Below are 15,616 nucleotides of genomic sequence, written 5' to 3' on the forward strand. Positions count from 1 at the left end.
CTCAGCTATTTTTGTTTAAAAAAGAATTATGGATGTTAATGATAATTATTATCAAGAAGAAATTAAAATAATTATAATTGAAATTCTGATTGCGCATGCTATAATAAAGGAAGACATCAAGAAGTAACTGACATAAAGCTGCCTTTTGGGCGGCAATTTTGTTTTTATAAGAGAAATGAAGATGATTTACGTTCTCAATTAGAGAGGAGAATTTGATGTGAATGAACAAGTTATCGTTCAACACGATCCGCATGAGTCATTAAAAACAGAGCAGAAAGAAAAAAACTGGGCACAGCATGCGGAGCTTATCGCAGCACTCGTGTCAGGCGCTCTTATTTTGGCGGGCTGGCTCTTATCCGGATATCAAGTATTATCAATAACACTTTACTTGCTGGCTTTTGTGATCGGCGGATTTGCTAAAGCAAAGGAAGGAATTGAAGAAACGCTCGAATCCAAAACGCTGAATGTAGAACTTTTAATGATTTTTGCTGCAATTGGTTCCGCCTTGATCGGATACTGGGCGGAGGGTGCTATTTTAATATTTATTTTTTCCTTAAGCGGAGCTTTAGAAACATACACGATGAATAAAAGCAGCAGAGATTTAACTTCTTTAATGCAGCTTGAGCCTGAAGAAGCAACGCTGATGGTCAATGGCGAAACCAAAAGAGTTCCGGTATCGGAATTACAGGCCGGTGATATGATTGTGATCAAACCCGGAGAACGCGTAGCGGCAGACGGTATCATTGAATCAGGCTCAACAAGCATTGATGAGTCAGCATTAACTGGTGAATCAATGCCTGCAGAAAAAAACACCGGCGACGCTGTATTTACGGGAACAGTGAATCGCAACGGCTCCTTGACCGTCCGTGTTACGAAAGCAAATGAAGATTCGTTATTCAGAAAAATTATCAAACTGGTTGAATCTGCGCAAAGCAGTGTTTCACCCGCACAAGCTTTCATCGAACGATTTGAAAATGCTTATGTAAAAGGTGTGCTGATCGCGGTGGGGCTCTTGTTATTCGTGCCGCATTTTGCAATGGGCTGGAGCTGGAGTGAAACCTTCTACCGCGCAATGGTATTTATGGTTGTCGCCTCACCTTGTGCTCTTGTCGCCTCTATTATGCCGGCTGCGTTGTCCTTGATTTCAAATGGCGCTCGCAACGGTATGCTTGTGAAAGGGAGTGTCTTCCTTGAACAGCTTGGCTCTGTGCAAATGATTGCGTTTGATAAAACGGGCACTGTAACAAAAGGCCAGCCTGCCGTTGAGACGATCAGAATTGCAGAAGGATTCAGTGAAGCGGAAGTTCTTGAGGCCGTCTATGCCATCGAATCGCAGTCAAGCCATCCGCTCGCTCAAGCAATAACAACATACGCTGAAAGCCGCGGCGTAAATCAGTCCGGCTACATATCTATAGAAGAAACATCAGGGTTTGGCGTTATGGCAGAAGTGTCGGGCGCGAAATGGAAGATCGGTAAAGCGGGTTTTATCGGCGAGGAAATGTCAGCACAATTTATAAAACAAACAGCATCAGATGTCATTCGAAACGGCCATACGATTGTATTTGTCAAAAAGGATAATCAAATTGCGGGCTGTATCGCTCTGAAAGATCAAATCAGGCCCGAAGCAAAAGAGGTCATGGAAGAATTGAACCGATTAGGGATTAAAACGGCCATGCTGACAGGGGATCATGAGGACACGGCTCAAGCGATAGCGGACGAAGCCGGCATGACAACTGTTGCTGCAGAATGCCTGCCTGACCAAAAAGTGAATGAAATTATACGGTTAAAAGAAGAAGTCGGAACGATTGCAATGGTCGGTGACGGAATTAATGATGCGCCTGCACTTAAAGCGGCGGATGTCGGCATTGCAATGGGCGGCGGAACAGATGTCGCCCTTGAGACCGCTGATATGGTACTCATGCAAAACGATTTGAAAAAGCTCGTAAACATGTGCCGTTTGTCACGGAAAATGAACAGGATTATCAAACAAAATATCGTGTTTTCTCTAGCTGTGATCTGCTTGCTGATTTGCGCCAATTTTTTGCAGGTGATGGAATTGCCATTTGGCGTGATCGGTCATGAGGGGAGTACGATTCTGGTGATCTTAAACGGGTTAAGACTCCTAAAATAAAAATTAGCAGTCCAATTGGGCTGCTGTTTTTTTATGTATCAAGCTTTTCCTTCTTTTTTGTCTTTATCGGATCTTTTTGTAACCATGATGAGAGCGAGAATACAGCATAGGAAACCCGCTGCACAGCCTATAATGGAGCTGTAATAATAAAAACCGACCATCTTCATACCGATAAAAGGAGCGGAAATTCCAAAAACCGTTAAGAACATAACTGCTTTTCGTCTGAAAAAATTCATCAGCAAAACGGAACAACTCCCTGCGCTTGAACTCTACTGTCAGTATACAGGAAGCGGGGCAGGAAATAAAATGGATCGAAAACGAAGGCGCCGCGGAAGGCAAACACCTGTAAAACCTGTTACAATGAAAGACAGAATAAAGCATTGCAAATGGCAGGGAGGAACTAGAAGTGAATAGAATACAACGCGTCTCTTCATGGCTGAAGGAAGTGGGGCATACTGCCGCATTTATCCATACGAAAGAGAATGTTTTTTACTTAACCGGTTTTTACACAGAGCCGCATGAAAGATTAATGGGTTTATTTATTTTTCAAGAAGAGGACCCTTTCTTTGTTTGTCCTGGAATGGAAGCAAACCAGGCCCGCAACGCAGGCTGGAATCACGAAATCATTGGTTATGCAGACCATGAAAATCCGTGGGAACTGATAGAGAAAGCCTTGAAAAAGCGAAATATCAGCATACATACACTCGCGGTAGAAAAGGATTCGATCTCACTATCACGTGCAGAACAGCTGAAGCATTCAGTAGGCGGTGCTCAATTTGTTTCAGCAGAAGAAACACTTAATCAATTTCGCCTGATTAAAGACGACAATGAAATTCGTTTGCTGAAAGAGGCGGCAAAGCTTGCTGATTACGGTGTTGAAGTCGGTACAGCTGCTTTGCGTGAAGGCATCAGTGAAATGGAAGTGCTCGCTCAAATCGAGTATGAGCTGAAGAAAAAAGGAATTCAGGGCATGTCTTTCTCCACAATGGTTTTGTTTGGGAAAAAATCAGGCCAGCCTCACGGAAATCCGGGTACAGCCACGTTGAAGAAGGGTGATCTTGTTTTATTTGATCTCGGTGTTATTCTTGATGGCTACTGCTCAGATATTACAAGAACGTTTGCATACAAGACCGTCAATCCGAAGCAAGAGGAGATTTATGAGACCGTGCTTCAAGCGGAAAAAGCCGCGATTGACGCAAGCAAACCCGGTGTCAGAATCGGAGATCTGGATTTAACTGCCCGCGCAATTATTGAAAAAGCAGGGTATGGAGATTATTTCCCCCACCGGCTGGGACACGGACTCGGGATATCTGTCCATGAGTACCCATCTATGAGCCAAGCCAACGATACACTGCTGCAGGAAGGCATGGTCTACACGATCGAACCCGGGATTTATGTGCCTGAAATCGGCGGCGTGCGCATTGAGGATGACGTTCATGTAACAAAGGACGGAGCGGTTGCTCTGACCCAATATCCAAAGGAATTAATCATACTGCCGTAACTGGAAATAAAAAAGGACTTTGTTCTCGACATCGTCCTTTTTTATCTGCATCAAATAAAAAAATCATCAAATGTTCGAAAGGGTTTAATTTCATGTTTTTGATTGAGAGGTTTTACAGCAAGACAGCTGCCGCCAAGAACAGTCAGACATAATCCAATTAAAATGAAGAAACCCATTTGATCTTCTCCTTTCAGCTAAAAACACAAAATATGTCTGGTACGTTCCTATCATATTGTATGAAACGCATTCCAGATCAAGGGAATTTAGAAAGAAGGGAATTTATGGCTAATATTAAAAACATTGCAGAGAAAGCCGGTGTCTCCGTTTCAACGGTTTCCCGAGTCATAAACAATCATCCTTACGTCAGTGAAGACAAAAGAAATAGAGTGCTTGAGGCAATGGAAGCATTAGAGTACACGAGAAATATCCACGCTGTACATTTATCGAAAGGATTTTCAAATATGATTGGCGTTGTCTTGCCAACGGTTAATCTGCCTTATTTTGCAGAGCTGATTGCAGGTATTGCCGACGCTGCCGCGGAATCCGGGATTCACCTCTCTTTATTCCAAACAAACTATGATGTACAGAAAGAAATCTTTGCGCTGTCCCAATTAAAGCAGCGACAGGTTGACGGGTTAATTTTTTGCTCAAAAGCGCTTTCTGATGAAAAAATCCTGGAATGGGAAGGCCCGATATTGCTTTGCCAGAATTCAGATATCGGACGTTTTCCAACCATCAGCATTCCTCACCAACAAGCATTCCGGTACGGCTTGGACTATTTAATTGCCAAAGGGCATAAAAAAATAGCCATCTGTTTGGCAAGAAAAAAGGCATGAATAGCCATTTTCGAATTAAAGCTTATAAAGAAGCCTTGGAAGAGATCGGAGAAGCATTTCATGAAGACTGGGTGATTGAGAAAGCGGTTTCAATAAATGATGGCAAGGCACTTTTTCACAAGTGGAAAAAGTGGAAGGAAAAGCCGACGGCTCTTTTCGTTGCCAATGATCAAGTTTCAGCAGGGCTTTTACTTGAAGCAAAGGCTCAGCGGCTATCGGTACCGGATGAGCTTGCAATCTTAAGCATTGATAACCATGAAATCAGCGAATCGCTTGGTATCACAACGATTGATATTCAGACAAAGGAAATGGGAAAGCAGGCGTTTGCCATGCTGAAAAAAAGAATTCAGCAACAGCCGATTGAAAAGAAAGTTCTCGATTACCGTCTCATCGAAAGATCGACTGTTTAGTGAAAGGGTCGAAAAAAGGTTTGACGCGCATTCCGTTCGTTATGTACGATATGAGGTATTGAATGACAAAGGAGCTGAGGATCGTGAATGGGTCCTTCACAGTGAAAAAGGTACTGAATAATAACGTCTTAATTGCTTCTCATCATAAATACAGCGAAGTCGTTTTAATCGGAAAAGGTATTGGTTTCGGTAAAAAACAAGATGATGTCATTGAAGATAAAGGCTACGATAAAATGTTCATTTTAAAGGACGAGAAGGAACAAAAGCAGTTTAAAAAGCTCCTTGACTATGTTGATGAACAGCTCGTTGATATTTCAAACGATGTCATCTATCACATTAGTAATAGGACAAACCACTCATTAAATGAACATATTCACATTGCGCTAACAGACCATATCGCATTTGCGATCAAAAGGCAGCAACAGGGCTTTGATATGAAAAATCCATTTTTAATGGAGACTCAGTCACTTTATCCTGAAGAATACCAAATCGCCAAAGAGGTCATAGACATGATCAATGAAAAAGCGGGAATCTGCCTCCCGGAAGGGGAAATCGGCTTTATTGCTCTGCATATCCATTCAGCTCTGACTAACCGTCCGCTGTCCGAAGTCAATCAGCATTCGCAGCTGATGGCGCAGCTTGTCGAGGTGATTGAAGACTCGTTTCAAATGAAAGTAAACAAGGAAAGTGTCAACTATTTACGGCTGATCAGGCATATCAGATTTACAATAGAAAGAATCAAAAGAGAAGAACCGACTAAAGAACCAGAAAAATTAATGTTGTTATTGAAAAATGAATATCCGCTATGCTACAATACAGCTTGGAAATTGATTAAAATCTTGCAGCAAACATTGAAGAAACCAGTTCATGAGGCGGAAGCGGTTTATCTGACGCTTCATCTGTACCGATTAACCAATAAAATTTCATAAATTCAGTTTAACCTTATAACGTGTTACTGATTCGATCAGGCATGAGTGATTGAGGGAAAAAACGGGAAGTCCATTCTCGTTCTTTTGCACACCCAATTTTGCTCATGTCCTTTTTGTTGTGTAAAAGGGCAAATGTAAACGGTTAAACTGGAAGACTTACGCCTGTGAATTCGTTGTCATGATTTTTAGCTGTAAGGTCAGACTAGTAAAAAGAGGAGGTCAATTCTTATGTTTAAAGCATTATTCGGCGTTCTTCAAAAAATTGGGCGTGCGCTTATGCTTCCAGTTGCGATCCTTCCGGCTGCGGGGATTTTACTTGCGATCGGGAATGCGATGCAAAATAAGGACATGATTGAGGTCCTGCATTTCTTGAGCAATGACAATGTTCAGCTCGTAGCGGGTGTTATGGAAAGCGCTGGGCAGATTGTTTTTGATAACCTTCCGCTTCTATTCGCAGTAGGTGTAGCCATCGGGCTTGCCAACGGTGATGGAGTTGCAGGGATAGCTGCAATTATCGGTTATCTGGTGATGAACGTATCCATGAGTGCGGTTCTTCTTGCAAACGGAACCATTCCTTCCGATTCAATCGAAAGAGCCAAGTTCTTCACGGAAAACCATCCTGCATATGTAAACATGCTGGGTATACCTACCTTGGCGACAGGTGTTTTCGGCGGTATTATCGTCGGTGTGTTAGCTGCATTATTGTTCAACAAATTTTACACAATTGAATTGCCGCAATACCTTGGTTTCTTTGCGGGTAAACGTTTCGTTCCAATTATTACGTCAATTTCTGCACTGATTCTGGGTCTTATTATGTTAGTGATCTGGCCTCCGATCCAGCATGGATTAAATGCCTTTTCAACAGGATTAGTGGAAGCGAATCCAACCCTTGCTGCATTTATCTTCGGGGTGATTGAGCGTTCGCTAATTCCATTCGGTTTGCACCACATTTTCTATTCACCGTTCTGGTATGAATTCTTCAGCTATAAGAGTGCAGCAGGGGAAATCATCCGCGGGGATCAGCGTATCTTTATGGCGCAGATTAAAGACGGCGTACAGTTAACAGCAGGTACGTTCATGACAGGTAAATATCCATTTATGATGTTCGGTCTGCCTGCTGCGGCGCTTGCGATTTATCATGAAGCAAAACCGCAAAACAAAAAACTTGTTGCAGGTATTATGGGTTCAGCAGCACTGACATCCTTCCTGACAGGGATCACAGAGCCATTGGAATTCTCATTCCTATTCGTTGCGCCTGTCCTGTTTGCGATTCACTGTGTGTTTGCAGGGCTTTCATTCATGGTCATGCAGCTGTTGAATGTTAAAATTGGTATGACATTCTCCGGTGGTTTAATTGACTACTTCCTTTTCGGCATTTTACCGAACCGGACGGCATGGTGGCTTGTCATCCCTGTTGGTTTAGGGATCGCGGTCATTTACTACTTGGGATTCCGATTTGCGATCCGCAAATTTAATCTGAAAACACCAGGCCGTGAGGATGCTTCAGCTGAAACAGCAGCATCTGGGAAAACAGGGGAAGCAGGCGACCTTCCTTACGAGATCCTGCAGGCAATGGGTGACCAGGAAAACATCAAACACCTTGATGCTTGTATCACTCGTCTGCGCGTGACTGTAAATGATCAGAAGAAGGTTGATAAAGACCGTCTGAAACAGCTCGGTGCATCCGGGGTGCTGGAAGTCGGCAACAACATTCAAGCTATTTTCGGACCGCGTTCTGACGGTTTAAAAACACAAATGCAAGACATCATTGCGGGACGCAAGCCAAGACCTGAACCTACAGCATCTGCTCAAGAGGAAGTAGGTCAGCAGGTTGAGGAAGTCATTGCAGAACCGCTGCAAAATGAAATCGGCGAGGAAGTTTTCGTTTCTCCGATTGCTGGGGAAATTCACCCGATTACTGATGTTCCTGACCAAGTCTTCTCAGGAAAAATGATGGGTGACGGTTTTGCGATTCTCCCTTCTGAAGGAATTGTCGTATCTCCGGTTCGAGGGAAGATTCTAAATGTGTTCCCGACGAAACATGCGATCGGCCTGCAATCTGACGGCGGAAGAGAAATTTTGATCCACTTTGGTATTGATACTGTCAGCCTGAAGGGCGAAGGATTTACATCTTTCGTTTCAGAAGGAGACCGCGTTGAGCCTGGACAAAAACTTCTTGAAGTTAATTTGGATGCAGTCAAACCGAATGTACCGTCTCTCATGACACCGATCGTGTTTACGAACCTTGCTGAGGGAGAATCAGTCAGCATTAAAGCAAGCGGCTCAGTCAACAGAGAGCAAGAAGACATTGTGAAGATTGAAAAATAAGGGTATATAGTACGCTGTGCTTGTCAGATGACAAGTACGGCTGTATGATATAATATTGTGAAGTAATAAAGCTTTAAGTTAAAAGGAGAATGATAAAAATGGCACAAAAAACATTCAAAGTAACTGCAGATTCTGGAATTCACGCTCGTCCTGCGACAGTTCTTGTACAAACTGCAAGCAAATACGACGCTGACGTTAATTTAGAATATAACGGCAAAACAGTTAACCTTAAATCTATCATGGGTGTTATGTCTCTAGGCATCGCTAAAGGCGCTGAGATCACAATCTCTGCTACTGGCGCTGACGAAAACGATGCTCTTAACGCTTTAGAAGAAACAATGAAAAGCGAAGGACTCGGCGAGTAATGCAAGAATTAAAAGGGATTGGCGCTTCAGCCGGCATCGCGATTGCAAAAGCGTACCGGCTTGAAGAACCAGATTTAACGGTTGAAAAGAAAAACATCTCTGATTCTGAAGCGGAAGTAAGCCGTTTTGATGAAGCGATTGCACGTTCAAAAGAAGAGCTCGAAAAAATCAAAGAGCACGCTTTGAAAGAACTGGGTCAGGATAAAGCTGATATTTTTTCTGCTCACCTTTTAGTTCTTAGTGACCCTGAGCTTCTGAATCCTGTGAAAGAAAAAATCAGCACTGATTCAGTGAATGCTGAATTCGCTTTAAAAGAAACATCTTCTATGTTCGTTACTATGTTTGAATCAATGGACAACGAATATATGAAAGAGCGTGCGGCAGATATTCGCGACGTAACAAAACGCGTAACCGGCCACCTGCTTGGCGTTGAAATTCCAAACCCAAGCATGATCTCAGAAGAGGTTATTATTATAGCTGAAGACTTAACTCCGTCTGACACAGCTCAATTAAACCGTGAGTTCGTAAAAGGATTCACAACTGATATCGGCGGACGCACATCTCACTCTGCTATCATGGCGCGTTCTCTTGAGATTCCTGCAGTTGTTGGTACGAAAGCGGCTACAGGCACGATCCAAAACGGCGTGACTGTTATCGTTGACGGTATCAAAGGTGATGTCATTATTGACCCATCTGCGGAAACTGTAAAAGAGTATGAAGAAAAACATAAGGCTTATTTGGCTCAAAAAGCTGAGTGGGCGAAGCTTGTAAATGAACCGACTGTCTCAAAAGACGGACATCATGTAGAGCTTGCAGCTAACATCGGTACTCCTGATGATGTAAAAGGCGTTCTTGAAAACGGCGGAGAAGCAGTTGGTCTTTACCGTACAGAATTCCTTTACATGGGAAGAGATCAGCTGCCTACAGAAGATGAGCAGTTTGATGCTTACAAAACGGTTCTTGAGCGTATGGAAGGAAAATCAGTTGTCGTGCGGACACTTGATATCGGCGGAGACAAAGAGCTTCCTTACCTGCAGCTTCCAAAAGAAATGAACCCATTCTTGGGATACAGAGCGATTCGTCTTTGCCTTGAAGAGCAAGAAATCTTCAGAACACAGCTTCGCGCGCTGCTTCGTGCAAGTACATACGGAAACCTGAAAATCATGTTCCCTATGATTGCGACAGTTAACGAATTCAAAGAAGCAAAAGCGATCCTTCTTGAAGAGAAAGAAAAGCTTGTAAAAGCAGGACAGGCTGTATCTGACGATATTGAAGTCGGTATGATGGTTGAAATCCCATCAACTGCAGTCATCGCTGATCAGTTTGCTAAAGAAGTTGATTTCTTCAGTATTGGAACAAACGATTTGATTCAATACACAATGGCAGCTGACCGTATGAATGAACGTGTATCTTACCTGTATCAGCCATACAACCCGGCAATCCTTCGTTTAATTACACTTGTAATTGAAGCGGCACACAAAGAAGGTAAATGGGTTGGCATGTGCGGAGAAATGGCAGGAGACGAAATTGCGATTCCGATCCTTCTTGGCTTAGGCTTAGATGAGTTCTCAATGAGCGCAACTTCTATCCTTCCGGCAAGAACACAAATCAGCAAATTGTCTAAACAAGAAGCTGAGTCATTCAAAGAGAAAATTTTATCTATGAGCACGACAGAAGAAGTTGTCGCGTTCGTAAAAGAAACATTCAAGTAATGTACAAAAACCAGACGGCCTCCGGCCTGTCTGGTTTTTTTTCATAAGTAAAGGTATAGAAGGGCACAATAACATGGCTAGGAGGGATAGTATGTCAAACCAATTTAACGCAGGAGATACAGTTTATGTGATTTACAGGAATCCGCACGCCGCCAATGTTGCCCACATCAAGGAGGCTGAAATTGTGCACCATCCATACCATGAAGGTGAGCTTTCGCTGTTTATTTATGAAACCTATCATCCGTTTGCAGAGGATGATGCTGTATTTGCAAGCTATGAGGAAGCTAAAACACTCTACAAAGAACTATTTGATATCGATCCGTATGAGTAACAAGGAAATCATTACAACTCATATCCTTTCCGCCTTAAGAGAAAAGTAACGGTAGTAAAGGAAAAGGATGTGGCATTATGCAGAACCCATTTGTTCCGCAGCTTGTGTATATTGAACCGAGAGCGATGGAATATCCGCTGGCTCAAGAATTACACGATAAATTTGAGAAAATGGGCATTGAAATCAGAGAAACGACATCTCACAATCAAGTGCGCAATATTCCTGGGAAAAATCATCTTCAGCAATATCGTAACGCGAAGTCAACGTTAGTCATCGGTATCCGGAAAACATTAAAGTTTGATTCTTCCAAACCTTCGGCTGAATATGCCATTCCGTTTGCAACAGGCTGCATGGGGCATTGCCATTACTGCTACCTGCAAACAACCATGGGATCAAAGCCGTATATCAGAACTTATGTAAATGTCGAAGAGATTTTGGATCAGGCAGATAAGTATATGAAGGAGCGCGCACCGGAATTCACACGGTTCGAAGCCTCTTGTACGTCAGATATTGTAGGAATTGATCATCTGACACACACGCTGAAGCGCGCCATTGAACACTTTGGACAAAGTGACCTCGGAAAGCTCAGATTTGTAACGAAATTTCATCATGTCGATCACCTGTTAGATGCAAAGCATAACGGGAAAACGAGATTCAGATTCAGTATTAATGCCGATTATGTAATTAAGAACTTTGAGCCGGGAACCTCACCTCTTGATAAGCGGATAGAAGCGGCAGTAAAAGTTGCAAAAGCAGGATACCCGCTAGGCTTTATTGTTGCGCCGATTTATATCCATGAAGGCTGGGAAGAAGGATATAGACATCTGTTTGAAAAGCTTGATGCTGCTTTGCCGCAGGATGTCAGACATGATATTACATTTGAATTAATTCAGCACCGTTTTACAAAACCGGCAAAACGAGTGATAGAAAAGAATTACCCGAAGACGAAGCTTGAATTAGATGAAGAAAAGCGACGATATAAATGGGGCCGTTACGGGATCGGAAAATATATTTATCAGAAAGATGAAGAGCATGAACTCCGGGAAACGCTTGAATCCTATATTGATACCTATTTCCCTAACGCGAAAATTGAATATTTCACTTAACGGGCTGTTGTGATCAACAGCTCGCTTTTTTATAAAACGGATTTTTCCATTCCATCAAAACGCCGAAATTCAATGATTCTTTATCGTCTAAATAATTGCTGACTACACGAATCGGTGAACGGCCGCAATGAAGAAGAAAGCACAGCACAGGGTCTTTTTTCTTGCCCTCCATCACATCTTCAACGTATTGAACAGCGCTAATCTCATGTGAGTATTTATGATAAAAAGGGATACGCCCGCCCCCGAGCAGGCGCTCCAGCCGCTTGTCAACAGTCAGTTCATACATCGTATTCATCAGCCATTTTCCGATTCCAAGCTTTCGATAATGAGGAGAAACAGAAATATCCACTACATATAAAGTGTTTCCGTGAGGATCATGATTTTTAATAGATCCGTTATCTGTTGCCTGCGCCCATGTATGATCAGGAGATCCAGGATCAAAATGTATGATAAGGGCAGTCATAGAACCGACAATTCTGCCATTGACCAGCGCGCATAAAGCGCCTTCCGGAAAGGTTTTGATATGGCTGTCAAGCTGTTCCTCCGACCATAGCAATTCTTGGGGGAACGGAGGAGGGAAACATTCTCTTTGTAGAGAAATCAGCCCCTTTACATCAGTTTCAGTATAGTTTCTGATGGTCAAAGTCTCAAATTTTCTGCCGTTGTGCACATACATTTGTTTTCGTATGATCATCACCCTCCTTTTGTTGTTCCATTATAACGAAGATTGAATTTTCAGTAAATATATTCCGTTTTTCATATCATTTATTTTTTGGTTATTCATTTTTCAAACGAAAGGACCGATATAGAAATTAGGAGGGGATTGGTTTGTTTAAAAAACTTCACATGAAGATTGCTGTTTTTGTTTCAATCATGTTGATCGTCACAGTTGTTCTTTTAATGCTGTCTTCTTATTTGACACTAAAACCGATGATTACAGAGGATGGGAAAAATACAACTCAAAACGTGACACAGTCACTTGAACAAAATATTGAATTACAATTAAAGAGTTATGCCATTTCATTATCAAGATTGGCTAATGGGGAATTAACTCATACATTTGTAACAAAACCAAGTAAAGAAGCTTCTCAGCTATTTAACGATGACATTAAACAAATCAAAGATCACGATGATTATGTTGCGATGGCTTATGTTGGCAGCGCAAAAAAAGAAATGTTTACATATCCGAAAGCTGATTTTGCTGATGATTATGATCCAACAACAAGACCATGGTATAAGCTTGCAGCTGAAACCCCGGGTCAAGTCGTTTGGACGCAACCTTATAAAGATGTCGTGACGGGAGACATGATTGTCACTGCATCGAAAGCGATCCTTGACGGGCAAAAAGTGATTGGGGTTGCCAGCTACGACTTGAAGCTCTCTGCAATCCAGAGTATGGTCAATAAGCAAAAGGTGCCTTACAATGGATTTGCCTTTTTAGCTGATGCCAGCGGCAATCTTTTAGCACACCCGTCAAACCAAGGAAAAAATATATCAAAGGACCAAACACTGAAAACCATTGCATCCGAGGAAAAAGGGATACAGGATGAAAAAGGGAAAATGGTTGTGTACCAAACGATTGGGGAAACGGGCTGGAAAGTCGGAACGCAATTTGATACCGATAAATTAATGTGGATTTCAGATAAAATGAATCGGGCGAATAGTTGGATATCACTAATTGCGCTTATCACAGCAATGATTCTCAGTTACTTCCTGGCCAAAACGATAACAGGCCCGATACAGCAGCTGATCGCAAAAACGAAGGCAGTTTCCGCGGGTGATTTAACAGTGCACGCGGAATCAAAATCCAAGGATGAAGTCGGTATTTTAACAAAAGACTTTAATCAAATGGTTGAAAATATGAAGGAAATGGTTGAGCAAGTGAGACTCTCTTCAGGGAAAGTATCTGATATCTCTGAGCAATTAACGGCTGTCTCTGCGGAAACAAATGAAACAAGCGGACAAATTGCAAAAGCGATTGAAGAAGTAGCCGCAGGGGCATCAGAACAGGCGTCTGAAGTCGAGACCATAAATGAAAAATCAGAAAGCCTGTCAACGAAAATCAGGCAAATTGCTGAGGAGGCAGGCGGAATGAAAGAACGCTCAAAATCGTCTGAGGATGCAAGCTATAAAGGACTTGATGCGCTAGGCCAGCTGCTGATGAAGTCAAACGAAGCCAACATGGAAACAAAAAAGGTTGAAACAATGCTGCTTGATTTGGAAAATCAAACAAAGAATATAGAAGAAGTCGTTACAGCGATTTCGGATATTTCTGATCAAACCAACTTGCTTGCCTTAAATGCCAGCATTGAGGCAGCCAGAGCCGGAGAAAGCGGTCGCGGTTTTGCCGTCGTAGCTGATGAAGTGCGGAAGCTTGCTGAGCAATCAGCCCTTTCTACAAAGCATATCAGCGAGACTGTGAAGCTTATCCAGCTTGAGACAAAAGAGGCATCTCACGCAATGGTTGAGGCAAGCAGAATGAATGATGAACAAAACAATGCCATCCATGAGACCGGAGAGGTATTAAACACGATTACCGCGGAAATGCAGTCACTGGTGCAAGGCATTGATCATATTTACGAAGAAATTCAAAGAATGAGCGGCGAACAGCTCGCAATTTCTGAAGCCATTCAAAGCATCTCAGCCATATCACAGGAATCAGCTGCCGCTGCAGAGGAAGTGAACGCATCAACAGATGAACAGCTGATCACCCTTGATAAAGTCAAACACTCAACGGAAACATTAAAACATGCAAGTCAAGAGCTTATGAACACTATTGCAAAATTCACATTGTAACCCAAAAGTTCCCCAAAACATGATGTGTTTCGGGGATTTTTTATTTTTTAGAGCCTACTATATAAAGAATAGATATGGTAGTCTAGAAAATGAAGGTAAAATGATAACATTTAACTAAAATCAAACAAACATCTGGGAGGAATGACCTTGAAAAAAACAATTGGCTTTATCGGTCTTGGAGTGATGGGTAAGAGTATGGCATCACATATTCTGAATGATGGCCATCCTGTATTGGTGTACACCCGGACAAAAGAAAAAGCAGACAGCATACTGCAAAAAGGCGCGGTATGGAAAGAAACGGTCAAAGATCTTTCAAAAGAAGCGGACGTTATCATTACAATGGTCGGCTATCCCAGTGATGTTGAAGAAGTGTATTTCGGAAGCGACGGAATGATTGAAAACGCAAAAGAAGGCACATATCTCATTGATATGACGACATCTAAGCCTTCGCTTGCGAAGAAGATTGCTGAAGCAGCCAAAGAAAAAGCATTGTTCGCTTTAGATGCACCTGTCTCCGGCGGCGATATTGGTGCACAAAATGGAACACTCGCGATTATGGTCGGTGGAGAAAAAGAAGCATTTGAAGCCTGCCTGCCTATTTTCTCTTTAATGGGAGAAAACATTCAGTATCAAGGGCCGGCTGGAAGCGGCCAGCATACCAAGATGTGTAATCAGATTGCAATCGCAGCTGGCATGATCGGTGTTGCTGAAGCGATGGCATATGCTCAAAAATCAGGTCTGCAGCCGGAAAATGTGCTGAAAAGCATCACAACGGGCGCAGCTGGTAGCTGGTCATTGTCAAATCTTGCTCCCCGTATGCTGCAAGGCAACTTTGAACCAGGTTTTTATGTGAAACATTTTATTAAAGATATGGGAATTGCGTTAGAGGAAGCGGAATTAATGGGAGAAGAAATGCCAGGCTTGTCGCTGGCAAAATCCTTATATGACAAGCTCGCTGCACAAGGCGAAGAAAACAGCGGAACACAGAGTATATATAAGCTGTGGATGAAATAAAAAAAGATTGCCTGTAGGGAACAGGCAATCTCAGCGTGTCGACAAAGTCACAATAAGTGGCTTCATCGACACGCTTTTTTTGTTAAAATATGAGTGAATCTAGATTTTGGAGGTTTTACCATGTTGTCCAAACACTCAAAAGATCAGCGTGAACAGC

The 15,616-nt window shown here is 42.5% G+C and carries 12 protein-coding genes and 1 pseudogene; 11 read left to right on the plus strand and 2 right to left on the minus strand.

All coding sequences use genetic code 11. The annotated features are described in order from the left end of the window. The first annotated feature begins 217 nt into the window (after positions 1-217). Positions 218-2,131, plus strand: a complete 1,914-nt coding sequence (pfeT, locus tag Q3W56_RS15190; RefSeq protein ID WP_302896072.1) for a metal-transporting ATPase PfeT — start codon at positions 218-220, stop codon at positions 2,129-2,131. Positions 2,132-2,169: 38 nt separating this feature from the next. Here pfeT and Q3W56_RS15195 read toward each other — a convergent pair whose 3' ends face one another. Continuing rightward, positions 2,170-2,373: a hypothetical protein gene (locus tag Q3W56_RS15195; RefSeq protein ID WP_019714206.1), complete on the minus strand. Its 204-nt coding sequence runs from the start codon at positions 2,371-2,373 to the stop codon at positions 2,170-2,172. Positions 2,374-2,537: 164 nt separating this feature from the next. Between Q3W56_RS15195 and papB the strand changes: the two genes are divergently transcribed. From papB to splB, 8 genes and pseudogenes are all read left to right on the plus strand, one after another. Continuing rightward, positions 2,538-3,632 (plus strand): di/tri-peptidase, encoded by a 1,095-nt coding sequence (gene papB / locus Q3W56_RS15200; RefSeq protein ID WP_302896073.1) that lies wholly within the window; start codon positions 2,538-2,540, stop codon positions 3,630-3,632. 281 nt (positions 3,633-3,913) lie between these two features. Continuing rightward, positions 3,914-4,878 (plus strand): annotated as a pseudogene (locus Q3W56_RS15205) (LacI family DNA-binding transcriptional regulator). Positions 4,879-4,940: 62 nt separating this feature from the next. Further along, complete coding sequence (gene glcT / locus Q3W56_RS15210) at positions 4,941-5,807, plus strand: glucose PTS transporter transcription antiterminator GlcT (protein ID WP_019714209.1); 867 nt, start codon at positions 4,941-4,943, stop codon at positions 5,805-5,807. A gap of 228 nt (positions 5,808-6,035) precedes the next feature. After that, on the plus strand, positions 6,036-8,135 hold the full coding sequence (ptsG, locus tag Q3W56_RS15215) for a PTS glucose transporter subunit IIABC (RefSeq protein ID WP_302896074.1): 2,100 nt from the start codon (positions 6,036-6,038) through the stop codon (positions 8,133-8,135). A gap of 98 nt (positions 8,136-8,233) precedes the next feature. After that, on the plus strand, positions 8,234-8,500 hold the full coding sequence (locus tag Q3W56_RS15220) for a phosphocarrier protein HPr (protein WP_003218637.1): 267 nt from the start codon (positions 8,234-8,236) through the stop codon (positions 8,498-8,500). After that, a complete protein-coding gene (ptsP, locus tag Q3W56_RS15225) occupies positions 8,500-10,212 on the plus strand; it encodes a phosphoenolpyruvate--protein phosphotransferase (protein WP_302896075.1) in 1,713 nt (570 codons plus the stop codon). The genes Q3W56_RS15220 and ptsP overlap by 1 nt, the downstream gene beginning before the upstream one ends. Positions 10,213-10,303: 91 nt before the next feature. Beyond that, positions 10,304-10,543 (plus strand): splAB operon transcriptional regulator SplA, encoded by a 240-nt coding sequence (splA, locus tag Q3W56_RS15230; RefSeq protein ID WP_019714212.1) that lies wholly within the window; start codon positions 10,304-10,306, stop codon positions 10,541-10,543. A gap of 77 nt (positions 10,544-10,620) precedes the next feature. Continuing rightward, positions 10,621-11,649, plus strand: coding sequence for a spore photoproduct lyase (splB, locus tag Q3W56_RS15235; RefSeq protein WP_019714213.1), 1,029 nt, complete (start codon positions 10,621-10,623; stop codon positions 11,647-11,649). Between the two features lie 13 nt (positions 11,650-11,662). On the opposite strand, the gene Q3W56_RS15240 is transcribed toward splB, so the two are convergent. Beyond that, positions 11,663-12,343: a GNAT family N-acetyltransferase gene (locus Q3W56_RS15240; RefSeq protein ID WP_302896076.1), complete on the minus strand. Its 681-nt coding sequence runs from the start codon at positions 12,341-12,343 to the stop codon at positions 11,663-11,665. 134 nt (positions 12,344-12,477) lie between these two features. On the opposite strand from Q3W56_RS15240, the gene mcpC reads away from it, so the two are divergent. Then, positions 12,478-14,445 (plus strand): methyl-accepting chemotaxis protein McpC, encoded by a 1,968-nt coding sequence (mcpC, locus tag Q3W56_RS15245; RefSeq protein ID WP_302896077.1) that lies wholly within the window; start codon positions 12,478-12,480, stop codon positions 14,443-14,445. Between the two features lie 147 nt (positions 14,446-14,592). After that, the gene (locus tag Q3W56_RS15250) at positions 14,593-15,459 is read left to right on the plus strand and encodes an NAD(P)-dependent oxidoreductase (RefSeq protein ID WP_302896078.1); all 867 of its coding nucleotides are present in this window, start codon (positions 14,593-14,595) and stop codon (positions 15,457-15,459) included. Positions 15,460-15,616 lie beyond the last annotated feature (157 nt).

Origin of the sequence: Bacillus sp. C28GYM-DRY-1 (assembly GCF_030519405.1) — a bacterium.
In the GTDB taxonomy this organism is placed as follows: Bacteria; Bacillota; Bacilli; order Bacillales; family Bacillaceae; genus Bacillus; species Bacillus spizizenii_A.